Source organism: Jeotgalibacillus malaysiensis (assembly GCF_044789845.1).
GTDB lineage: Bacteria > Bacillota > Bacilli > Bacillales > Jeotgalibacillaceae > Jeotgalibacillus > Jeotgalibacillus malaysiensis_A.
In genome coordinates this window covers 2,996,109-3,017,785 of sequence record NZ_CP085252.1, presented here as the reverse complement: position 1 = coordinate 3,017,785, position 21,677 = coordinate 2,996,109, and the positions used below count along the sequence as shown (strand labels likewise).

Here is a 21,677-nt window from a genome sequence, read left to right as displayed (position 1 = left end):
GCATCCCCTGTGAAATTTGATGAGCAGTATTCAGGAAATGTTTTTATTAAAAGTCACCCGAATTATGAGGAAAGCCAGGCAGTCATTTACGGCATGCCGATGGACTGGACAGTCAGCTACCGTCCGGGCTCACGTTTTGGTCCTGCCCGTATCCGTGAGGTATCAATCGGTCTTGAAGAGTACAGTCCGTACCTCGATCGTGACCTTGATGAAGTAAAATACTTCGATGCAGGCGATATCCCGCTGCCATTCGGCAATCCCTATAAAAGCATCGACTTAATCGAAGAATATATCGATTCTCTTTTAAAAGACGGCAAGTTTCCGCTAGGTATGGGTGGGGAACACCTTGTCTCGTGGCCCGTGATGAAGGCTGTTGCGAAAAAATATGATGATCTTGCCATCATTCATTTTGACGCACATACAGACCTCCGCACAGACTATGAAGGCGAAGAGCTTTCACACTCAACGCCGATCCGAAAAATTGCTGAGCACATCGGCCCGAAAAATGTCTACTCATTCGGTATCCGTTCAGGCATGAAAGAAGAGTTTCAGTGGGCAAAAGAAAACGGCATGCACATCTCAAAATTTGAAGTGCTTGAGCCGCTAAAAGAAATCCTGCCGACGCTCGCAGGTCGTAACGTGTACGTAACGATCGATATCGACGTACTCGATCCGGCCCACGCACCAGGCACCGGCACAGTTGACGCAGGCGGCATCACTTCACGCGAACTGCTTGCCTCAATCCATGCCATCGCAGGATCAAATGTAAATGTGGTAGGCGCAGACTTAGTTGAAGTCGCACCAGTTTATGATCACTCAGAACAAACGGCTAACACAGCGAGTAAAATGCTGCGCGAAATGCTGCTTGGATTTGTGAAATAACGAATGGATTGAGAATGGCTCTTTTTTATAAGGGCCATTCTTTTTATTTTGTGTATTTTTCAAAAGCGCTGGACCTTTCCGTGGCGGGCTGCGCTTTCCTGCCCCCGGGCGGTGAGCCTCCTCAGCTTCGCTTGCGGGGTCTCACCTGTCCCTTTCTGGGGCGGGAGTCTTCGCCCGCCACGGAAAGGACCCGCTGTGTGTGAAATAATAATGTCCTATAAACTAACATGTGGTCTAGATTAGAAGAGTGTTCAAGTTGAGCATTACAACACTCGATCAACGTTTCACAGCACTTAACCCTGGTGTGCCGCTACCTCAAATGTGTATTTACGTCACTCATAAACTAAGATACATTACTCTTTTATATCCACTTCCTCACTTGAGAGAGAGGAGTTCAATGTAAATCCTTTAAATTTTAAACTACTTCAGGTTGAGCGGAGTTTCAGGGGGCGACTCCGGGACGATTAGAGGGAAGCTGAGACCCCACAGCCGAAGGCGAGGAGGCTCAGCAACCTCCGTCCGGAAAGCGTCCCCCTGAAACGTAGATCAACCGGTATCAAAAAATGACTGCGTACTAGCATTCATTAATTTCCCCGACAACTTCCATTGCATTTTACACCCACCCTCTTTTATAATAGATAAGTTATTAATTGAGCGAAACGGAGTGAGCAAGATGGAAAATGCAACACCCGTCTCCATTCATCTGACAACAGTGATCACACAGCCCGATGGCTCAAAGGAAAAACTAACCCTGGAGTCTGAAGGGGAATGGATTCAAAAAAACAACATTGATTATTTAAAATATGAAGAAGAGCAAAACGGAGGCACCGTCCGGACCATTGTGAAAATGGAAGAAGACAGTGCTGTCATTCTGCGGAGCGGAGCGGTTAAAATGCGACTCGCTTTCAGCCGCGGTAATAAAATGATGAGCTCTTACGAAAGTGAGCATGGCACGCTTTCACTTTTAACAAATACCAAAGCATACACACATCATACGCCAGGCAAAAAAGACGGACGTTTTCAAATCACGTACGGTCTTGAAATGCAGGGCTCAAGTGTTGGCACTTATAAAATGACGATTGATTACAAGGAGGCTGTGCAATGACCATTGCATTAGATGTACAGGAGAAACTGAAGCAGGAAATCAAAGATGCAGTATTAAAAGCAGGGCTCGCAACTGAAGAGCAGCTGTCTGAAGTCATTTTGGAAACACCTAAAGATAAAGCAAACGGCGACTTTTCGACAAATATGGCGATGCAGCTTGCGCGTGTTGCAAAAAAGGCGCCGCGTCAGATTGCACAGGACATCGTTGACAACTTTGATCAGTCAAAAGCTTCTATTAAAGAGCTCGACATCGCAGGACCGGGATTCATCAACTTTTATATGGACAACTCGTACCTCACTGACCTGATCCCATCAATCCTGACTGCAGGCGATGCATACGGTGAAACGGATACAGGCGCAGGTGAAAAAGTGCAGGTTGAGTTTGTATCAGCGAATCCGACCGGTGATCTTCACCTTGGACATGCGCGCGGTGCGTCAGTTGGTGATTCGCTGTCTAACGTTCTTGCAAAAGCAGGCTATAATGTGACACGTGAATACTATATTAACGATGCCGGTAATCAAATCCACAACCTTGCATTATCAGTTGAGGCACGTTATTTCCAGGCGCTTGGTCAGGAAAAAGAAATGCCTGAAGACGGTTATCACGGTGCGGATATTATCGGCATCGCCAATACGCTTGCCGAAGAATTCGGTGATCAATACGTGAATGCATCTGAAGAGGAGCGCTACGAATTTTTCCGTGAATACGGATTGAAATTTGAGCTGAAAAAGCTGCAGGACGACCTGGAAGCATTCCGCGTTCCATTTGACGTATGGTTCTCTGAAACATCACTTTATAAGAGCGGTAAAATTGATGACGCGCTAAAAGTGTTAAGAGAAAACGGCCACATTTACGAAGAAGACGGGGCAACATGGTTCCGTTCAACGGAGCTTGGTGATGATAAAGACCGCGTTCTGATTAAAAATGACGGTTCTTACACGTACCTGACGCCTGACCTTGCTTATCACCGTGATAAATTCGAGCGCGGGTTTGATAAAGTCATCAATATCTGGGGCGCTGATCACCACGGCTACATCCCGCGTATGAAAGCGGCTGTAGAAGCGCTTGGTTATAAACGGGACAGTCTTGAAGTTGAAGTCATCCAGATGGTTCAGCTTTATAAAGACGGCGAGAAAATGAAGATGAGTAAACGTACAGGTAAAGCCGTAACGATGCGTGAGCTTGTGGATGAAGTGGGACTTGACGCAGTACGGTATTTCTTCGCGATGCGTTCAGGGGATTCACATATGGACTTTGACCTGGATCTTGCCGTGTCGCAATCCAATGAAAATCCTGTGTATTACGCACAATATGCGCATGCCCGTATCTGCAGTATCCTGCGTTCGGCAGAGGAGCAGGGATTCAGTTTTGCAGATCAGGCTGATGTATCACTGATCGGCACGGAAAAAGAAATCGACCTGCTGAAAAAGCTTGGGGAATTCCCGCAGGTAGTCGGTACCGCTGCACAAATGCGTACACCGCACCGCGTAGCAACTTATATCAATGAACTTGCTTCAGCATTCCACAGCTTCTACAATGCGAATAAAGTACTTGATGCAGAAGCACCTGAGCTGACAAAAGCACGTCTGAACCTCATTCAGGCAGTACGCCAGACAATCAGCAACGCACTGAAGCTGATTGGTGTAGCAGCTCCTGAGCAAATGTAATGAACCTTTTAAAACTGTCTCTTAAATAGAGGCAGTTTTTTATTTGAAAAAGAATTCGAATTTTCTATATGCTCAGATGTGTTAATCCCATCCAAAAGGGTATTGTAAAATAAATACCAATTATTTATCGAAAGGATGTTAAGATGAGAAGGCTCGGTTTAGTCATTACACCTGCACTTTTATTAGCAGCCTGTGGAGGAGAGGAAGAAGCTGATGTCACTTATTCAGGAGAAGGCGAACAATGGGAAGCAACCTTGGAAATGACTGAGGTTTCAGGCAATAACGACAGTGACCAGTCAATGGTCGAACATGCATTTACAATCACTTACCAGGGAGAGGAAACAGACCTGCTGGGTGACGACGATACGGGAGAAATTACAGCGGGCTACCTGAGTGAGGATGGGGAAGCAAGCTCTTCCTTTGAATTCAATAGACAGACATTAAATGATCCCACATTCGAAGATTCAAGAAATTTGTCAGCGGAAATTACTGATGTAACTGCAGAAGATACAATAGAGGTTTTCATCGAATGGGATGGCGAAAACGAGGAAACATTTGAAATTAAACCATCAGAGTAATCACTCAGGTCGATCACTGACCTGAGTTTTTTATATGAAGGATTTTTACACGTCTGCAACGAATAACAATACCTGGAGGCGAGAAAATGAATATAATAAACAAACACCTGACAAAAGATCAGAAAATCGCAATTAATTTATACATATCACGTGATGCAAGAGAAGTGGACAGAGCATTTCATGCTTTCAGACAGGGTGAAGGGTCTCACGGAGCTGTCATTCATGCGCTCGAAGCCTATCAGAACAGTGATGGCGGCTTTGGTCATGCCATTGAACCGGACCGTAGAATGGTTGAATCGAGTGTAATTGACACAACCGTTGCGCTCCAATATGTGATGCAGCTGCCAATCAGTGCGCGGCATCCAATGATTGTAAAAGCGCTGAACTATCTTGAGAATCAGTATCACGGGGAGAAAAAGCTGTTTCCGATTGTACCGGAGATTGTCAATCATGTGCCGCGCGCGCCGTGGTGGACCGTTAATGAAGCGGGAGAAACCGGTTTTGAAAAAACACCCGGCAACCCATCAGCAGAAATCCTTGGTTATTTTCAAAGATGTCAGGCGGGTTCAGCATTCACAGCAAAGTTAGAAACAGATGTGATCAACCGGCTGAATGAAATTACTGAATGGGATATGCATGAAATTCAATGCTATTACAGATTAGCTGAGCTCACACCAAATGAAGAGCTGAAAGAAAAGATCATTCATAAAATTAAGACGCTCGTTCAGTTCACTAAAAATCCGGAAGAATGGAATGGGTATGGCCTGCAGCCACTCCAATTAATCACAAACACCCAATCACCTTTATACGAAAAATACGAAGACCTGGCTGAAGAAAACGCCAGATGGTACGCAGAACAGCTGCAGACAGAAGGCTACTGGAACCCTTCATGGGAATGGGGGCAGTATCCGGTTGAGTGGGAGCAGTCTAAAAAAGAATGGCAAAGTTACCTTACTGTGAACGCTTGTCACCCGCCGCAGTATTTGGTGAAGTGATGAATGAAGCGGCACAGTGGGGACGGAGTTGAGTGGTTCATTTTTAGAATGATTCTAAAAGTGGCGCATTTAACTCCGTCCCCGATGAGTCTCCCAAACAAAATTACACACGTGACAAACCATTCAATTTCTGATAATATAATCACCGTCCAGGTTAATTCCGAGTATGTTGATAAGAATAATAAATTTTGAATGGAGTGATCCCGAAATGGGACGCGAATTTGTAGAAATTTTTGATGAATGGGCAGACAGCTATGATGCATCAGTCAGCGGGCAGGATGAAGAATATGCAGCGGTTTTCGAGCGCTATGACACGATTCTTGAAGAAGTAGCAGCCAAAGCCACTGGACATACAATTGAATTCGGACCCGGCACTGGCAATTTGACTGAAAAACTTTTAGTCAAAGGTCTTAACGTCACAGCTTACGAGCCAAACAATGCCATGCGCATACGTACGCAGGAGCGTTTTCCTGCTTTGAATATTTCAGATGGAGACTTCCTGGACTTCGAATTGAGTGGACAGCCTGACACATTCGTCAGCACCTATGCTTTTCACCACTTAACAGATGAGGAAAAAGCAAAAGCAGCTAAGATCTATGCATCCAAACTGCCAGCAGCTGGTCAGATTGTTTTTGCGGACACAATCTTTGAAACCGAAGAAGCCAAACTTGCTCAGTGGAAAAAAGTTGAGCAGCAGGGCTATCACACCCTGCTTGAAGATTTAAAAAGAGAATACTATACAACCATCCCGGTGATGAATGAACTGCTGGACGAGGCAGGGTTTTCAACATCATTTAAAAGACTCAATGAATACGTCTGGCTGATTCATGCGGTGAAGAAGTAGTAAATATAGTGCAGCACAGCGGGGACGGAGTTAACTGTGACACTTTTAGAATCATTCTAAAAATGAATCACTCAACTCCGTCCCGGGTGTGACACCTAAAAAATGTAAACACCAATGGAAATCCCTGTACATCCCATCACCAGACCAGTTAAGATAAACACAATCACACTTTCAAAGGAGAGATTTCACATGACAAAAAAAATGAATGTAGAAAGCTTCAATCTTGACCATACGAAAGTAAAGGCGCCTTATGTACGTCTTGTAGGCGTGACAAAAGGACAGAACGGTGATGAGATTCATAAGTATGATATGCGCTTTAAGCAGCCGAACAAAGAGCATATGAAAATGGATGGTCTGCACTCAATTGAGCACTTAATGGCTGAAAATATCCGTAACCACCTGGATAACGTAGTTGATATCGGTCCAATGGGATGCCAGACAGGATTCTATCTTGCAGTACTAAACCACGATAACTACGATGAAATTCTTAATGCCATTGAAGCAACGCTGAATGACGTGTTAAAAGCTGATGAAGTACCGGCGTGCAACGAAGTTCAGTGCGGATGGGCAGCGAATCACAGCCTTGAAGGTGCAAAGGAAATTGCTGCTGATATGCTTGCAAAGCGCGATGAGTGGAAAGACGTTTTTGGTGAGGAAGCATAAATGAACGTGGCAAAAAGCGTGCACGAACTGATCGGCAATACGCCGGTCGTAGAAATCTCCGGCATTCCGGTTCCAAACGAATGCCGGATTTTTGCGAAACTGGAGTATTTTAATCCGGGCGGCAGCGTGAAAGACCGTCTCGGCATGGAGCTCATTGCAGATGCACTGGGACGCGGTGAGCTAAAAGAAGGCGGCACCATTATTGAGCCGACTGCTGGAAATACAGGAATCGGTGTTGCACTTGCAGCTGTCGGACGCGGCTTCAAGGTGGTTTTTGTGACACCTGAGAAATTCAGTGTGGAAAAGCAGACGCTCATGCGCGCACTTGGCGCAGAGGTTGTGAATACGCCAACTGCTGAAGGAATGAAGGGTGCGATCGCAAAAGCAGAAGAGCTCGTGCGTGAGACGCCTGGTTCATTTTCTCCGGCGCAGTTCGGTAACCCTGCTAATCCGGAGACGTATTATAAAACGATGGGGCCTGAGCTCTGGCGCGACATGGACGGCAAGATTGATATTTTCGTAGCAGGCGCTGGAACCGGTGGTACATTTATGGGGAATGCCCGGTACTTAAAAGATCAGAACCCTGCGATTAAAACGGTCATCGTGGAACCTGAGGGCTCAACGATTAACGGTGGGGAATCCGGTCCTCATAAAACAGAAGGGATCGGAATGGAATTTCTCCCTGATTATATGGATCGCGCGTTTTTCGATGCGATTCAAACGGTATATGACACGGATGCTTTTTACTGGGTAAAAGAACTGGCTTTAAAAGAAGGCCTACTTGTCGGCAGCTCATCCGGTGCAGCGTTTCATGCTGCACTGAAGGAAGCAGAAACAGCTGCAAAAGGGAGCCATATTGTCACTGTATTCGCAGATGGCAGTGAACGATATCTGAGCCAGAATATATATGAAGGTGGTTAAACACATATGAAGCAGAAAACGAAATTGATACATGGAGGTATTGTTGGAGACGAAGCAACAGGCGCAGTTTCCACGCCGATTTATCAGGTGAGCACATATAAGCAGGACGGTGTAGGCGGACTTCGTCAGGGATACGAATACTCCCGTACAGGCAATCCGACGCGTCATGCGCTTGAAGAATTAATCAAGGATCTTGAAAATGGTCACGCAGGATTTGCGTTTGGTTCTGGAATGGCCGCAATCAGTTCAGTCATGATGATGTTTGACACAGGATCACACGTTATTTTGACTGATGATGTCTACGGTGGAACGTACCGCGTTATGACAAAAGTGCTGAATCGTCTTGGCATCGACTCTACTTTTGTTGATACAAGCAATCCAGATCATGTGAAAAATGCGATTCAGGAAAATACGAAAGCAGTCTTTATTGAAACACCGACAAATCCTCTTTTAAAAGTAACAGATATTGCAGCTGTGTCAGCCGTTGCAAAAGAGCATGGCCTGCTGACAATTGTGGATAATACATTTACAACACCATACTGGCAGACGCCGATCGATCACGGTGCAGATATCGTCGTACACAGCGCAACAAAATATCTTGGCGGACACAGTGACGTTGTCGCAGGACTTGTTGTCGTTAACTCAGCTAAGCTTGCTGAAGAAGTACATTTCGTTCAGAACTCTGTAGGCGCGATCCTCGGACCACAGGATTCATGGCTGTTAATGCGCGGTATTAAAACACTTGGCCTGCGTATGGAAGAGCATGAAGTGAATGCTAAAGAAATTGTATCTTTCCTTGAGCGCCATGAAGGCGTAACAACAATTCACTATCCTGGCATCAAATCACACCCCGGCCACGAAATTGCAGCGAAGCAGTCACGAGGCTTTGGCGGTATGATTTCATTTGATGTAGGCAGTGGTGAAAAAGCGGCACGCGTGCTTGAAAAAGTGAAATACTTTACACTTGCTGAAAGCCTTGGCGCAGTAGAAAGTCTGATTTCAGTACCGGCACGCATGACCCATGCATCTATTCCTGCAGAGCGCCGCGCAGAGCTTGGTATTACAGACGGACTTGTAAGAATTTCAGTTGGTATTGAGGATATTGAAGACCTGCTGATCGATCTTGAGCAGGCGCTGGAAGATTAATAGAGATGAGCCGCTCCTTTGTCGGGAGCGGTTTTTTCGTGGTTGATGATGGCAGGCTAGTGCAGGAGTGGGGCAACCTGGAGCGGGAAAGGTACAACCTGGCGGGTGGATTGCGACAACTTCTGGACGGATTGAGGCAACTCGTCGGGCGTATCGCTGCAACCTGATCAGGAAATGCGACAACTGCAGCGTGCATCAATTGCCATGAACTTGGGAAGCAATCTGTTAGTTTCTTAAAGGCATGAAGAGAATGGGTGTAGGGATGGGAATGGGGAATTGGTACAACTTAGCGTGTCCATTTCAGCAACCTGGAGTTGAATGACGACAAGCACCCGGGTGTATCACAACAACCTGCGCAGGGAATGCTACATCTCCAGAGAAAATACATCAAACTAAAAAATATCTCGAATTCGAGATATTTTTCTTGCATTCTTTTACAATCGGGCATACAATAAAGATAGAAAATATCTCAGTTTCGAGATAAAAGGAGTGTACATCATGAAAGTAACAGGTATTCATCACGTATCAGCTATCACATCGGCTGCTGAGAAAAATCATAAATTTTTTACACAAACATTAGGCATGCGACTTGTTAAAAAAACTGTGAATCAGGATAGCACGTCTTCTTATCATTTGTTTTATGCGGATGCAGTAGGCAGTCCGGGAACAGATATGACTTACTTTGATATCCCGATGGCCGGGCGCACTTACCCGGGCGTTTCAAGTATTTCAAATACGGCATTCCGTGTGCCGACGACTGAATCTCTTCACTACTGGAAAAAGCGTTTTGAAGAGTTAAATGTCCGTCATGATGATATTGAAAAGCGTGCAGGCCGCGACACACTTTATTTTGAGGATGAAGAAGGATCACGCCTCATGCTTGTTGCAGATAATGGTGAAGAAGGGGTAGCACCCGGTGTGCCATGGACCGGTGCTGATGTTCCGGAAGAGCATGCAATTGTTGGACTTGGACCTGTCACACTGACTGTGCGCCGCGCAGAAAAAACGATCGCAGTGCTTGAGCAGGTGCTTGGGTTTGAAAAGGTGAGCGAGTATCCGAACCGTGCCGGTGCTGAACTGCCTGCAATCCAGGTTATGTCGGTTGCAGAAGGCGGCACTGGTGCTGAAGTGCATATCGAGGAGCGGCCTGATCTTCCGCCAGAACGTCCTGGGCGGGGAAGTGTGCACCACGTAGCATTCCGGATTCCAACTTTTGAAGACTATGAAAAGTGGGATGAACGCATTCGAAGCTTTGGTCTGATGACATCAGGAGAAGTGGACCGTTATTATTTCCGCTCAATTTACTTCCGCGAGTCAAACGGCATTCTGTTTGAGCTGGCAACAGATGAGCCGGGCTTTGCAACAGATGAAGATATGGAGCACCTTGGGGAGGAACTTGCACTGCCACCATTCCTTGAGCCAAAACGTGCGCAAATCGAAGCGAGCTTAAGACCATTAGAAATCAAAAGCTGATTTGTCTGCCGTCCGGCCTGCGCCGGGCGGCTTTTAAGTGGGCTTGGGTGACAGGTCATTTGGCATGATTTTCGGAACCACCGACAAAATCTCCTGAACGTCACTGGTTTTCTCCTGAACCACAACCCCGCTGATGAAAAATCCCTTGTACACTTACCAAAACTAAGTGCTATAATAGCATTGAAAAAACATTTCAATATGAACGGATAGAGGTGCTGATCATCAATGATCAGTTAAAAGGGAAGCTGGTGCAATTCCAGCGCGGTCCCGCCACTGTAAATGACATGTGTCTGCCACAGCCACTGTAGCTTAAGCTATGGGAAGGAGACAAACACTCAGACGTCATAAGTCAGGAGACCTGCCTTGATTCCAAGCACCAGACACGCCTACGAGGATATGGGCGGGTGTTGCAGTCTCTCCGTTTTTTACATACGGCTATACCCTGCAACCCTGCATCTCCCGCGTGAGATGTTTTTTTATTGTCAAAAATAAAAAGGGGGATTGTCAGTAAATCACGTTAAGTGATACATGAATGTGATTAGTCCATACAAACTGAAGTTTACAGCGCTGATGCAGTGGAAAGCGTCCGTCTGGAGCGGAGATCAGGCGCCAAACTTTTACTCAAAAAAACTTACATAAAAAGACGGAGGAACACAAAATGAAAAAATGGTTACCAGTTTTACTCGCAGCAGGCGTACTTGCAGCCTGCTCGGACAGCGCAGAAGAAACAACAGAGGAAACGCCAGCAGAAGATCAGCAGGAGGAGTCAGCTGAAGAGCCTGCTGAATCTGAATCATCATTCCCTGTCACAGTAACAGATGCAAATGGTGATGAGATCACAATCGAAGAGCAGCCTGATGCGATCGTATCCATGCTGCCTAGTAATACAGAAATTGCATACGCACTTGGACTTGATGAAGAAATTGTTGGTGTATCTGACTTTGACAACTACCCTGAAGAAGCAATGGAAGTTGAAAAAATCGGGGGCATGGAGTTTAACGTAGAAAAGATTATCTCCCTTCAGCCTGATGTTGTGCTTGCGCATGCATCGAATCCGGGTGGTGCAGATGGTCTTCAGCAGATTGAAGATGCAGGCATTCCGGTTGTTGTGATTGAAAATGCAATGACGTTTGATGAAGTGTACGACACGATCGACATGATTGGTCAGGTAACAGGAACAACTGAAGAAGCAGAGCAGATTATTGCAGATATGCAGGCAGGCTTTGATGAGATTGCCGAAAAGGCTTCAGCGATTTCAGAAGAGGACCAGAAGTCAGTGTTAGTGGATGTGGCTGGACCGCCTGAAATGTATGTAGCAGCAAACAACACGTTTATTCAGGAAATGCTTGATCTGATCAATGCTGAAAATGTGATGGCAGATCAGGAAGGCTTTGTACCGTTAACAGAAGAGGAAGTCGTTACGCGCAATCCGGAGGTTGCATTACTGACATTTGGAGATTTCGTAGAGGATGCAGTGGAGCAATGGATGGGTTATGAAGGCTTCAGCGAGGTAACGGCAGTAACAAATGAAGATGTCTATTTAGTTCCTTCAGACCCGGTTACACGTTCAGGCCCGAGACTTGTAGAAGGAACGCAGGCGCTTGCAGAAGCGATCTATCCTGATGTTTTCGCGGAATAAGGTCTGGTCGGGATACGCTGTTTCCCTCCTGCTTTTATTGACTGCATTCACACTCGGAGTGACAGTCGGCTCTGTAAGAGTGCCTGTCATGGACATGCTCAGCATTTTTGCAGGGGCGTTCAGTAACCGGGAAGCGCTGGATCCAATGTTCAGCTCAATCGTGCTTGATATCAGATTTCCACGGGTTGTACTTGCTGCCCTTGTTGGCGCATCTCTTGCGATTGCAGGGGCTTCTTTTCAGGGACTCCTGAAAAATCCGCTCGCTGACCCCTATACACTTGGGGTTTCATCCGGCGCGTCAGTCGGTGCTGTTGCGACCATTTTCCTCGGACTGACGATTCCGGGTCTTGGCAGCTTCACATTGCCTGTGATCAGTATTTTAGCAGCGCTGCTCACATTGATCATTGTGCTTGGCTTTGCCAGAATGGTCGAGAAATCAATGAAAATGGAAACGATTATTCTGACAGGAATTATTTTCAGTTCATTTCTCGGCTCGATTCTATCCCTGATGATTGCATTAACCGGTGAAGAGCTCAGACAGATCATCAACTGGCTGCTTGGCAGTGTGTCGATGAGAGGCTGGGAGTATATCCGCCTGATTGCGCCGTTCTTTATCATTGGTGCAATCCTGTTAATGTGGAACGCACGGGAGCTGAATGCTATGGCATTTGGTGAGGAGCGGGCCCAGCATTTAGGGGTAAACGTTCAGCAGAGAAAGTTTGTGGTGTTAGCTTCAGGTTCACTACTGACCGGCGCAGCAGTAGCCGTGTCAGGAACGATCGGCTTTGTCGGGCTTGTGGTGCCGCATATGGTCAGAATGCTTACAGGTTCAGATCACCGTCATGTGCTGCCGCTTTCTATTCTAAATGGAGCCAGCCTGCTCATCTTATGTGACCTTGTCGCAAGAACAATTGTTGCACCGACTGAACTCCCAATCGGTGTGATCACAGCTTTAATCGGAGCACCGGTATTTGGACTGATACTCATTCAAAAACGTAAGGAAAGGAGAGGATAGCGATGCTGAAGGCTTCACAAATAAGCGGTGGATATGGCGAAAAGGACGTCGTGAAAAATGTTTCATTTGAACTTCGGAAGCAGGAGATTTTAGGCATTCTCGGACCTAATGGCAGCGGAAAAACGACGCTCATGAAAATGATCAGCGGACTGCTGCCGTGCCGTCTAGGGGATGTTTCTTTTAAAGGCCAGCCACTCAAAGATTATTCAGCGAAGCAGCTCGCCCGTGAAATCGCCGTACTTCCGCAGCTGCACAGTCATGCATTTGACTATACGGTTCGTGAAACGGTGTCAATGGGCCGCTATCCTCACCAGAAAGGCATGTTTGCACCATGGACTGCGCATGATGAAAAAGCGGTCAAAGAAGCAATGAATCAGACCGGCGTCCTTGAATTTGAAGGGAAATCGATTCAGGATCTTTCAGGCGGGGAACGTCAGCGTGTATTTTTAGCGCAGGCACTTGCACAGGAACCGAAGCTGCTTTTACTCGATGAGCCGACAAACCATCTGGACTTGTCTTACCAGAAACAGCTGCTTGATCTCCTGAAGGAATGGACAGAAACGCATGAACTGACGGTGATATCGATTTTTCATGATCTAAATATTGCCTCATTATACTGCGACCGCCTGCTGCTTTTACACAACGGTAAAACCGTGCAGCTGGCTGAACCGGGACATGTGCTGAACAAAAAAACGGTTGAGCATGTGTATCAGGCACGTGTGCATACACAGTCACACCCTGAGCTCCCGAAGCCGCAGGTTACCCTGCTGCCAAACCATGGGCAGAGCATGCGGTCAGAGATCACAAAAGATCATTTCACCATTACGGCTGACCATATTCATGTCAAAGCGCCTCAGTCGCTTAAGACATTATCATCCGCAGTGATCGGAGCGGGGCTTGGGTGGTATCATCATTTCGTGAACCGGCATGTAACGATGGATTATGAATGTGACGACAGCTGTGAGGATATGAAAATGTATGCTGACAAAAATGGATGGAACGCAGCTGACACAGTTGGGATGATGACCGCTGTGCTGGTTGAGGATGTTGTGATCCGTGAATACGAAGAGAACGGATTGTCAGTCGTGATTGCTGTGACAGCCGGAGTTGGAAATGCGGTTGACGTCTCACTTTCACATGAACGGAATCATCAGGCGACAATCGGTACCATCAACAGCTGGATCTTCATCAACGGAAAACTGTCTGATGAAGCGTTTATTCAAGCGATGATGACGGCAACTGAAGCGAAAGTTAAAGCGCTGCAAAACGCCGATGTCAAAGATCCGCTCACAGGTACACTTGCAACCGGCACGTCAACTGACAGTGCCATGGTGGCAGCAACGCAGCATGGATCATTCGTTCAATATGCGGGATCCATTACACCGCTCGGTAAGCTGATTGGAAAAGGGATTGTGGAATGTACAACAGAAGCCATTAATATTTACCGTGAAAGAAAGGGAATATCATGATCACACACGCAGCCGCAATTACCATTGCGCTCTGCCTTGATCGGTTTATTGGAGATCCGCCCGCCTGGCCGCACCCTGTCAGGTGGATCGGGTCTTTCATTATATGGCTTGAGCACAGGTTAAATAAAGGAAGATCACGGAAGCTGAAAGGGATCTTTGGCGTATTTTCTGTCGTTGCAATGACGATATTGATGACAGCTTTAGTCGTTTACGGGAGCTATCAGATCCACTGGAGCGCAGGCTTTATGCTTGAAACGATCCTTATTACATCAGCACTCGCCTCTAAAAGTCTGGCTGACGCAGCAAAAGAAGTCTCAGCGCCGCTTCAAAAAGGAGAGATGAAAGAAGCCAGAACAAAGCTTTCCTGGATAGTCGGGCGGGACACAGAAAAACTCGATGAATCCGCCATTGCACGCGGAACAATTGAAACTGTCGCTGAGAATACAAGCGACGGAGTCACTGCACCAATGTTCTTTGCACTTTTATTTGGCGCACCGGGCATGTGGGGATACAAAGCGATCAACACGGGTGACTCAATTGTCGGCTACAAAAACGAACGCTACGCAGAGTACGGCTGGGCAAGCGCAAAGCTTGATGACTTTGCGAACTGGATTCCGGCAAGAATCACCGCGCTTCTCATGCTGCTGACAGTAAAGCCTGCAAACGGGAAGAGGTCAGCGCTTTTAAAAGTACTGCCGGCGCAGTCAAAAAAGCACCCAAGTCCAAATAGCGGCTGGGGTGAAGCAGCTGTCGCACTGCTCTTACATATTAAACTCGGCGGAACCAATACATATCAGGGTGTGATCTCAAACAGGCCGGTCATCGGTCTGTCTGATGATCCGCTAACCGTACACCATATTGAACAAACTATTACCATCATGCACCGGACAGCCTGGCTGTTTCTTGCATGCTGCTGGATCGGAGGCATGCTCTATGACCTTACCTTCCCATGGCGCTAATCCGCATTATCTATATGAAACGTTAAATCTCACAGTACCTGAAGATGTGATTGATTTTAGTGAAAATAGTATTCCGACCGGTCCGCCAACACTTTTAAAAGAGCGGTGGGATCACTGGTACAATGCAATATCTTCTTATCCTGACCCTGAAGGAAGGAACCTGAAAATACTGATTGCTAAAAAGCACCAGGTCAGCGAATCCCAGGTGCTTCTGGGAAATGGGGCTTCAGAACTTATGATGACTGCCCTCAGAAAATTTCAGGGGAAGACAGTTGGTGTCATTCATCCTGCATTCAGTGAATACGAGAGAGTCATCCAGGCGAACGGCGCACTGACTCATCCTATTTATACAAAAGAAACTATGGGCTTTCAGCCGGATGACGAGGAAATTCATACATTTTTATCAAAGGCTGAACGTGCACTCTTTATTTGCAACCCAAATAATCCTACAGGTATCAGACTTGAGCGGGGAACGCTTTTAGCCTGGCTTGAAACAGCAGAGAAAACAGGCAGTACACTTTTACTGGATGAAGCCTTTATTGATATGGCAGGAGAACAATATTCACTTGCAGATTACATTGGCAGCCCTTCACTCATCATTTTTAGATCAATGACGAAAATGTACAGTATTGCTGGTCTGCGTCTCGGCTATCTGCTCGGTGATGAGGAGACTATAAAAGAAATCGGCCAGTGGCTGCCTCACTGGAATGTGAACCAGATTGCGCTTTTAGCGGGAGAGACTGTATTGCAGGATCAGCATTACACAGATGAAGTTCGTTCGTTTATCAGAAAAGAAAGATCCCGTTTCACAGTCGCTTTGCATGATCTGGGCTTTAAAATATCTAACTCAGCAGCGAATTATGTGTGTATCCAGCCACCGGACCCGCAGCAGACAGAAGCATTGTGGCAGTTTTTGCTGAGAAAAGGACTGGTTCTCCGACACACTTATAATTACCGCGGGCTTAACGGTGACTGGCTGAGAGTCGGGATGAAATTGCCTGAGCAAAACCAAAAGCTGGTTGAGGCGATCACGTTATGGGCACAGTAACAGTCGTGATTGGCGGTGTCAGAAGCGGGAAAACCGGATGGGCGGAACGTGAAGCGCTGAAAAGGCAAGATGAAACCGGGAGCAATCTCGTGTATCTCGCTTCAGGTGTTTCCTTTGACCAAGAAATGCAGGAGCGGATTGAAAGGCACCAGAGGGATCGAGAGAATGAACAGTGGCTGACAATTGAGCAGCCTGTTGACCTGCCGGAAGCAATTAAAAACATACCGGAACGTGCCATTGTCGTCTGGGACTGCGTGACGACCTGGCTGACAAATGAGCTGATGAGAGAGTCAAAAAAAGCACAGATCCTGCATGATCTTTCCTATTTTATCGAGTCAGTCAGAGTGCAGGCTGACCTCTACATTGTTTCAAATGAAGTGCTTTGCGAGCCTGTATTTATAGAAGGTTTTACATCTGTGTACCAGCGGCTGATCGGTGAGATTCATCAGATGCTTGTAAAAGAAAGTAACTGTGCTGTTGAAATGGAAGCGGGTCTTGCGCTGATTCGGAAAGGTGAGATGCTGCGATGAACACCCGGCAATATGATAAGCTTGCAATAAATGAGGTATCATCATGATAAAGGGATTTTTACTTGCCATTCAGTTTTTCACTGTCCTGCCGATCCGTCGTGAAATTGAGATGAATCATCGGTCAGTCAGATGGATGATCGGGCTTTTGCCGATGGTTGGTGCAGTCATTGGGAGTATATCGATCGGGATCATCTTTGCTGCAGAAGTTTTTTCTGTCAGTCCATTGATTACCGCATTTCTGATCTGGCTGACATTTATCATTTTGACAGGCGGTCTGCATCTGGACGGCTGGACGGATGTCAGTGATGCGTACTTTTCATATAAAGATATTGAAAAGCGACATATGATTTTAAAGGATCCGAGAGTCGGGGCATTTGGTGTACTGTCACTCATCGTCCTGCTGGTATCAAAATTTATTCTGCTGCTGGACCTTGCTATGCATGGGGTAACAGACTGGGTCTGGCTTATCTGGATCCCGGTGCTGTCCCGGCTAATGATCGCTGTACTACTTGTAAAAGCGCCGCTTGCAAGGCAGGATGGCATGGCGCACTACTTAAAAGGTTACCTGACTGAACACGTTCTTTTAAAAGCGGGGATCGTCAGTCTGGTCGCAATCATCCCGTTGTTACTTTCGCCGGAGCGGTGGCCGCTGCTCGTTATCCTTTTAACAGGGGCGATCATTTTTACCATGCTCAGCGTGATCTTTTTTAAAAAAGCATTTAGTGGAATCTCCGGTGATTCGCTTGGTGCTTCAGTTGAAGGAGGAGAATTATGGAGTCTGATACTCGTGTGGTGTTATCTCTCTATCGTCATGGGGTAACGAAGGAAAATCAGGATAAGGTCTATATCGGCTGGTCAGACGTATCGATCTCACAGGATGGAATCGACCGTCTGCATGAAACAAAAGAACATCGCCCGGACGCAGAGCGCGTTGTGATCAGTGATCTGAAAAGGTGTGTGGAATCAGCCGAAATCCTGTTTCCGGATCAGCCAAAAATTCAGCATCGCGGACTGCGTGAAATTAACTTTGGTGAATGGGAAGGCCGTAAAGCAGACGAGCTGCAAAAGCGTGAAGACTTTGCAGAATGGCTGAGTAACCCTGAACTGATGCAGCCTGAAAACGGTGAGTCGTTCAAAGACTTCTCAGCGCGCGTCATGGAAGCGTGGAAAACAATCCGCGAGTGGTGTGTGCATGATGAGGTAAGGGATATCGCCATCGTTGCGCACGGAGGTCCGATCAGAAAGCTGCTGACAGAGCTTGCACCTGAAGAAAAGGACTTCTGGGACTGGAAGCCCCTTCACGGTGAAGGGCTGACGCTAGTCTGGAAAGACGGAGAGTCGTTCGGGAGGGGAGACCGGTGCACTTTGTTATCGGCGGTGCCTACAACGGCAAACGAAAATGGGTAGAATCGCAGCTTGATCAGGCTTCTTTTCAGGAAGTAAGTGAGCCAGGAGAAAAGATTGACAGCGATGTGAATATCATTTTATTTACAGAACTCGAACACTGGATTTTAAAGCAGTTTGGACGCGACAGTGATGAAACCGTCCGTATATGGCAGCATGAAGTGGACCGTTTAACAAAATGGGAAGACGGGCATCCTGACAGACGCGTGGTCATCATTGGAACCGATCAGTCTAAAGGAATTGTTCCACTGGAAAAAGAACAGCGATTTACAAGAGACGTGCTTGGCTGGTGTCATCAATATTCCGCATTCAAAGCAGAACGTGTGACAAGAGTCTGGTATGGACTTGCAGAAGAGCTGAAAACAAAGGAGGAATTAAGATGAAAATTTACACGAAAACAGGGGATAAAGGACAAACAAGTCTAATCGGGGGACGCGTTTTTAAAGATGACGTCCGCGTTGAAGCATATGGCACAATCGATGAAGCAAACAGTTTTGTAGGAAAGGCAGTCACTGAGCTTGATGCTGAAAAGTTCGCTGATATTTTAGCAGACCTTGAAGCGATCCAGCACGAGCTGTTTGATGCGGGCGGTGACCTTGCAAACGTATCAAGCCGCCGTGAGTGGAAGCTTGATCCAAAAGCAGTAGAGCAGCTTGAAAAGAGAATTGACGAATTGATGGAGGAAGCACCGGAGCTTGAACGCTTTATCCTGCCAGGCGGTTCACCGGCAGCAGCGACGCTTCATATCGCAAGAACCGTTACACGCCGCGCAGAACGCCAGACAGTGTCACTTGCCAAGCTTGATGCAGAGCTGCCGGGCACACCGCAGCAGTATTTAAACCGTCTATCAGATTATTTGTTTGCCTGTGCACGTGTCGTAAATGCACGCCAGAACATTTCAGACGTGGAATATATCCGAAGCGCAAAGGTGTTCCATACAAATAAAAAATCAAAAGATGAATAAATCAGCTTTTGGGCGCAATGCGATGGAGTGGCAGATAGGTGACAGGGTGCTTGTCATGACTTCAGATAACAGCGGAGCGATCGGTGAAAAGCCGCTTGATGAAGTCAATGTTCCTTATGAGGTGGTCGCCTATTATGCTTTCCGCACAGCAGTGATGGACTGCGTTTCAGCAGGGGCAGTGCCGGTTTCAGTTGTGGTTCATAATTTCTGCGGTGATGCTGAATGGAGTAAGCTTCGGGCAGGTGTGGAGCAGGGGCTGGCTGAAATTGGTGTGGATGCTGCTGTGACTGGCAGCACAGAATCAAATATGACGCTGCAGCAGTCCGCTGTGGCAGTAACGGTTATTGGTGAAAGGGTGCGGAATTTTTCAAAAGTGGGCGGTCCAGTTGAATGGACGCTTATTGGAAAGCCGCTGGTCGGTATGGAAGTGGTTGAAAAAGCTATTGAAGTAGCGCCTTTGAGTCTCGCACGCTCCTATATTGATGATCCATCTGTTTCAGTTATTTGGCCGGTTGGCTCTAAAGGGATTACGGAGGAGTGGTCGCGGATGTGTGAGCAGCTTGGTATTGAGGTGTCTATGCCCAACTTTGGCGTGGATGTGAATAAATCAGCTGGTCCGGCAACGTGCTGGATTGTGGGGAGGTCTGCAGTGGAGTGATGCAGCAGGCTTTTTTCGTGGAGTTGTAGCAATTGTGGCTGGATCTGTCGCGATACGCCGGGGTAGTTGTTGCAATCCGTGCTCAGGTTGTCGCGATACACCAGGGAACTTGTGGCAATCCTCGTGCCGCTTGTCACAATCACACCAAACGAGGGAACTTTTCCCACGCTCATCCGTATTACTACTATAAGGATCATAAAGGAGGAACACCTCATGCCGGTTTGTCAGAACTGTCATCAGAAATGGTCATATTCGAAAGCATTTAAACGGATTATGTGGTTTAATGGCGCAATGGAATGTCCGCATTGCGGCGAAAAGCAATATGTGACTAAAAACACAAGAAAACGCTCCGCTACACTTTCTGGACTCATTAGTTTTATTGTGATATTCAGCGTAATAATACTGGATTTTTCACTTACAGGTACGGCAATATTTGCAGCGCTTGTAGCGATCATCGCAATTATGATCATGCCGGCTGGTGTCAGACTATCAAATAACGATGAGCCACTATGGTAAAAAGGCAGAGAGTCACAACACTCTTTGCCTTTTTCTCTATAGCAAATGCCCCACACACCAAGCCGCCGACTCTTTTAAAGGCTGCAGTTTCAAATCACCCTGCTTCAGCTTAATGGAATTTTTCATGTCCCTCTCAAGACTCTCCGTCAGTGCACGGATCACTTCAGCGTCTTCTGTAATCACATTTAATTCCTCATTGATTAACAGACTCCGCCGGTCAAAATTCATTGTGCCAATATCACACAACCTGTCATCAATCAAAATCGCTTTTGCATGATAAAAGCCGTTTTGAAATTGATAAACATCCGCTCCTTTTTCAATCAGCCGGCGAAGGTAGCGGTAGGAGGCAGGCTGCACAAGAGGGTGGTCAGGCGTCCCGGGAACTAAAACAGTTAGTTTAACGCCATGTTCAATTGCATCAAACAAACAGGACTCGACCTTCTGAGTCGGAATAAAATAAGGTGAACCGATAAAAATCGAAGCCGACGCTTTTTTAAGCAGGCTGCAAATGAATGCCTCCTGATCAACCGCTTCAGATGATACAAGCTGATATTGTCCACTCCCACTCTTTTCAGGCTCAATGGATTCCTCACGCCAGTCACGCTCAAATTCAGTCTGGCAATCCTGAGTGAACTCACCGGTCAAACGCAAATGGTAATCCCGCCATGGCGTCAGCACTGGGTCGAGGTGTAAATATTCAAGTCCAATATTAAACCCGCCCACATGCGCAATTTTTTTATCTATAATTGAAAGTTTTTTATGATTGCGTTTCTGCATTGAAAACCAGCTTCCTCTAAACGTAAACGGACGACTGAATTGAATGATCACGCCTTCATGCGGAATATGCTTCAGTGACTTTTTAAATGAACGGCTGCCAATCGCATCCAGCATCAGACGCACGCGTACACCTTCTCGCGCTTTTTTCACAAGCAGTTTCATCAGGCGTTTTCCCGCATCATCGGGCTGTAAAATGAAAAACATGATATCAATCGTGCAGACTGCATTTAAACAGTCATCCTCGAGCTGCTTCATCCACTCCACGCCGTCGTCAAAAAAAGTTGCTTCAGCATTTCTGTTTTTGTAGGGAGAAGCAAGTGGTTTTTTATTCTTTTTTAATCCGGCCAGCCAGTCCAGTCTGAGCCAGATAACTAGCAGTGCGATCCAGACAAATATTTTCATCATCCGACTCCTTTCTCGAAAA

23 protein-coding genes and 1 riboswitch are annotated in these 21,677 nt (G+C 46.7%); of the genes, 22 read left to right on the top strand and 1 reads right to left on the bottom strand.

Features of this window, described 5'->3' with window-relative positions:
* The first annotated feature begins 9 nt into the window (after nt 1-9).
* The 22 genes from speB (at nt 10) to LG330_RS15610 (ending at nt 20,476) form a co-directional block, all read left to right on the top strand.
* Nucleotides 10-882 carry an agmatinase gene (speB, locus tag LG330_RS15715; RefSeq protein WP_404405475.1) on the top strand — a complete coding sequence of 291 codons (873 nt, stop codon included), beginning with the start codon at nt 10-12 and terminating at the stop codon, nt 880-882.
* Between the two features lie 673 nt (nt 883-1,555).
* Nucleotides 1,556-1,987, top strand: coding sequence for a DUF1934 domain-containing protein (locus LG330_RS15710; protein WP_039811703.1), 432 nt, complete (start codon nt 1,556-1,558; stop codon nt 1,985-1,987).
* Complete coding sequence (gene argS, locus LG330_RS15705; RefSeq protein ID WP_404405473.1) at nt 1,984-3,654, top strand: arginine--tRNA ligase; 1,671 nt, start codon at nt 1,984-1,986, stop codon at nt 3,652-3,654. The genes LG330_RS15710 and argS overlap by 4 nt, the downstream gene beginning before the upstream one ends.
* 143 nt (nt 3,655-3,797) lie before the next feature.
* Complete coding sequence (locus LG330_RS15700) at nt 3,798-4,232, top strand: hypothetical protein (protein ID WP_404405471.1); 435 nt, start codon at nt 3,798-3,800, stop codon at nt 4,230-4,232.
* An 86-nt stretch (nt 4,233-4,318) separates the two neighbouring features.
* A complete protein-coding gene (locus LG330_RS15695) occupies nt 4,319-5,227 on the top strand; it encodes a hypothetical protein (protein ID WP_404405469.1) in 909 nt (302 codons plus the stop codon).
* Nucleotides 5,228-5,435: 208 nt separating this feature from the next.
* The gene (locus tag LG330_RS15690; protein ID WP_404405467.1) at nt 5,436-6,071 is read left to right on the top strand and encodes a methyltransferase domain-containing protein; all 636 of its coding nucleotides are present in this window, start codon (nt 5,436-5,438) and stop codon (nt 6,069-6,071) included.
* A gap of 189 nt (nt 6,072-6,260) precedes the next feature.
* Nucleotides 6,261-6,734 (top strand): S-ribosylhomocysteine lyase, encoded by a 474-nt coding sequence (locus LG330_RS15685; protein ID WP_404405464.1) that lies wholly within the window; start codon nt 6,261-6,263, stop codon nt 6,732-6,734.
* A complete protein-coding gene (locus tag LG330_RS15680) occupies nt 6,735-7,655 on the top strand; it encodes a PLP-dependent cysteine synthase family protein (protein ID WP_404405462.1) in 921 nt (306 codons plus the stop codon).
* 6 nt (nt 7,656-7,661) lie between these two features.
* Nucleotides 7,662-8,801: a bifunctional cystathionine gamma-lyase/homocysteine desulfhydrase gene (locus LG330_RS15675; protein WP_404405460.1), complete on the top strand. Its 1,140-nt coding sequence runs from the start codon at nt 7,662-7,664 to the stop codon at nt 8,799-8,801.
* A 498-nt stretch (nt 8,802-9,299) separates the two neighbouring features.
* Complete coding sequence (locus LG330_RS15670; protein WP_404405458.1) at nt 9,300-10,274, top strand: ring-cleaving dioxygenase; 975 nt, start codon at nt 9,300-9,302, stop codon at nt 10,272-10,274.
* A 193-nt stretch (nt 10,275-10,467) separates the two neighbouring features.
* A riboswitch (cobalamin riboswitch) is annotated at nt 10,468-10,655 on the top strand.
* A 277-nt stretch (nt 10,656-10,932) separates the two neighbouring features.
* Nucleotides 10,933-11,913, top strand: a complete 981-nt coding sequence (locus tag LG330_RS15665; protein ID WP_404405456.1) for an ABC transporter substrate-binding protein — start codon at nt 10,933-10,935, stop codon at nt 11,911-11,913.
* Nucleotides 11,876-12,928: a FecCD family ABC transporter permease gene (locus LG330_RS15660; RefSeq protein WP_404405454.1), complete on the top strand. Its 1,053-nt coding sequence runs from the start codon at nt 11,876-11,878 to the stop codon at nt 12,926-12,928. Before LG330_RS15665 ends, LG330_RS15660 begins: the two co-directional genes overlap by 38 nt.
* Before the next feature lie 2 nt (nt 12,929-12,930).
* Nucleotides 12,931-14,397 carry an adenosylcobinamide amidohydrolase gene (locus LG330_RS15655; RefSeq protein ID WP_404405452.1) on the top strand — a complete coding sequence of 489 codons (1,467 nt, stop codon included), beginning with the start codon at nt 12,931-12,933 and terminating at the stop codon, nt 14,395-14,397.
* Complete coding sequence (gene cbiB, locus LG330_RS15650) at nt 14,394-15,356, top strand: adenosylcobinamide-phosphate synthase CbiB (RefSeq protein WP_404405450.1); 963 nt, start codon at nt 14,394-14,396, stop codon at nt 15,354-15,356. Before LG330_RS15655 ends, cbiB begins: the two co-directional genes overlap by 4 nt.
* On the top strand, nt 15,331-16,404 hold the full coding sequence (locus LG330_RS15645) for a pyridoxal phosphate-dependent aminotransferase (RefSeq protein WP_404405448.1): 1,074 nt from the start codon (nt 15,331-15,333) through the stop codon (nt 16,402-16,404). Before cbiB ends, LG330_RS15645 begins: the two co-directional genes overlap by 26 nt.
* The gene (locus LG330_RS15640) at nt 16,392-16,934 is read left to right on the top strand and encodes a bifunctional adenosylcobinamide kinase/adenosylcobinamide-phosphate guanylyltransferase (protein ID WP_404405445.1); all 543 of its coding nucleotides are present in this window, start codon (nt 16,392-16,394) and stop codon (nt 16,932-16,934) included. Before LG330_RS15645 ends, LG330_RS15640 begins: the two co-directional genes overlap by 13 nt.
* A 43-nt stretch (nt 16,935-16,977) precedes the next feature.
* On the top strand, nt 16,978-17,754 hold the full coding sequence (gene cobS / locus LG330_RS15635; protein ID WP_404405443.1) for an adenosylcobinamide-GDP ribazoletransferase: 777 nt from the start codon (nt 16,978-16,980) through the stop codon (nt 17,752-17,754).
* Nucleotides 17,706-18,341, top strand: coding sequence for a histidine phosphatase family protein (locus LG330_RS15630; protein WP_404405441.1), 636 nt, complete (start codon nt 17,706-17,708; stop codon nt 18,339-18,341). Before cobS ends, LG330_RS15630 begins: the two co-directional genes overlap by 49 nt.
* Nucleotides 18,293-18,721 (top strand): bifunctional adenosylcobinamide kinase/adenosylcobinamide-phosphate guanylyltransferase, encoded by a 429-nt coding sequence (locus LG330_RS15625; RefSeq protein ID WP_404405439.1) that lies wholly within the window; start codon nt 18,293-18,295, stop codon nt 18,719-18,721. The genes LG330_RS15630 and LG330_RS15625 overlap by 49 nt, the downstream gene beginning before the upstream one ends.
* Nucleotides 18,718-19,302 (top strand): cob(I)yrinic acid a,c-diamide adenosyltransferase, encoded by a 585-nt coding sequence (locus tag LG330_RS15620; RefSeq protein WP_039811653.1) that lies wholly within the window; start codon nt 18,718-18,720, stop codon nt 19,300-19,302. Before LG330_RS15625 ends, LG330_RS15620 begins: the two co-directional genes overlap by 4 nt.
* Before the next feature lie 22 nt (nt 19,303-19,324).
* Nucleotides 19,325-19,960 (top strand): AIR synthase related protein, encoded by a 636-nt coding sequence (locus LG330_RS15615; RefSeq protein WP_404405437.1) that lies wholly within the window; start codon nt 19,325-19,327, stop codon nt 19,958-19,960.
* A 213-nt stretch (nt 19,961-20,173) separates the two neighbouring features.
* Nucleotides 20,174-20,476 (top strand): TIGR04104 family putative zinc finger protein, encoded by a 303-nt coding sequence (locus LG330_RS15610; protein WP_404405435.1) that lies wholly within the window; start codon nt 20,174-20,176, stop codon nt 20,474-20,476.
* 36 nt (nt 20,477-20,512) lie between these two features.
* On the opposite strand, the gene LG330_RS15605 is transcribed toward LG330_RS15610, so the two are convergent.
* Nucleotides 20,513-21,655, bottom strand: a complete 1,143-nt coding sequence (locus tag LG330_RS15605) for a phosphatidylserine/phosphatidylglycerophosphate/cardiolipin synthase family protein (RefSeq protein ID WP_404405433.1) — start codon at nt 21,653-21,655, stop codon at nt 20,513-20,515.
* Nucleotides 21,656-21,677: the final 22 nt, after the last annotated feature.

Excerpts from the sequence above, each read along its gene's own strand:
- LG330_RS15710 (WP_039811703.1), top strand. The coding sequence starts at position 1,556 with ATGGAAAATGCAACACCCGTCTCCATTCATCTGACAACAGTGATCACA.
- argS (WP_404405473.1), top strand. The coding sequence starts at position 1,984 with ATGACCATTGCATTAGATGTACAGGAGAAACTGAAGCAGGAAATCAAA.
- LG330_RS15700 (WP_404405471.1), top strand. The coding sequence starts at position 3,798 with ATGAGAAGGCTCGGTTTAGTCATTACACCTGCACTTTTATTAGCAGCC.
- LG330_RS15695 (WP_404405469.1), top strand. The coding sequence starts at position 4,319 with ATGAATATAATAAACAAACACCTGACAAAAGATCAGAAAATCGCAATT.
- LG330_RS15690 (WP_404405467.1), top strand. The coding sequence starts at position 5,436 with ATGGGACGCGAATTTGTAGAAATTTTTGATGAATGGGCAGACAGCTAT.
- LG330_RS15685 (WP_404405464.1), top strand. The coding sequence starts at position 6,261 with ATGACAAAAAAAATGAATGTAGAAAGCTTCAATCTTGACCATACGAAA.
- LG330_RS15680 (WP_404405462.1), top strand. The coding sequence starts at position 6,735 with ATGAACGTGGCAAAAAGCGTGCACGAACTGATCGGCAATACGCCGGTC.
- LG330_RS15675 (WP_404405460.1), top strand. The coding sequence starts at position 7,662 with ATGAAGCAGAAAACGAAATTGATACATGGAGGTATTGTTGGAGACGAA.
- LG330_RS15670 (WP_404405458.1), top strand. The coding sequence starts at position 9,300 with ATGAAAGTAACAGGTATTCATCACGTATCAGCTATCACATCGGCTGCT.
- LG330_RS15665 (WP_404405456.1), top strand. The coding sequence starts at position 10,933 with ATGAAAAAATGGTTACCAGTTTTACTCGCAGCAGGCGTACTTGCAGCC.
- LG330_RS15655 (WP_404405452.1), top strand. The coding sequence starts at position 12,931 with ATGCTGAAGGCTTCACAAATAAGCGGTGGATATGGCGAAAAGGACGTC.
- cbiB (WP_404405450.1), top strand. The coding sequence starts at position 14,394 with ATGATCACACACGCAGCCGCAATTACCATTGCGCTCTGCCTTGATCGG.
- LG330_RS15645 (WP_404405448.1), top strand. The coding sequence starts at position 15,331 with ATGACCTTACCTTCCCATGGCGCTAATCCGCATTATCTATATGAAACG.
- LG330_RS15640 (WP_404405445.1), top strand. The coding sequence starts at position 16,392 with ATGGGCACAGTAACAGTCGTGATTGGCGGTGTCAGAAGCGGGAAAACC.
- cobS (WP_404405443.1), top strand. The coding sequence starts at position 16,978 with ATGATAAAGGGATTTTTACTTGCCATTCAGTTTTTCACTGTCCTGCCG.
- LG330_RS15630 (WP_404405441.1), top strand. The coding sequence starts at position 17,706 with ATGGAGTCTGATACTCGTGTGGTGTTATCTCTCTATCGTCATGGGGTA.
- LG330_RS15620 (WP_039811653.1), top strand. The coding sequence starts at position 18,718 with ATGAAAATTTACACGAAAACAGGGGATAAAGGACAAACAAGTCTAATC.
- LG330_RS15615 (WP_404405437.1), top strand. The coding sequence starts at position 19,325 with ATGGAGTGGCAGATAGGTGACAGGGTGCTTGTCATGACTTCAGATAAC.
- LG330_RS15610 (WP_404405435.1), top strand. The coding sequence starts at position 20,174 with ATGCCGGTTTGTCAGAACTGTCATCAGAAATGGTCATATTCGAAAGCA.
- LG330_RS15605 (WP_404405433.1), bottom strand. The coding sequence starts at position 21,655 with ATGAAAATATTTGTCTGGATCGCACTGCTAGTTATCTGGCTCAGACTG.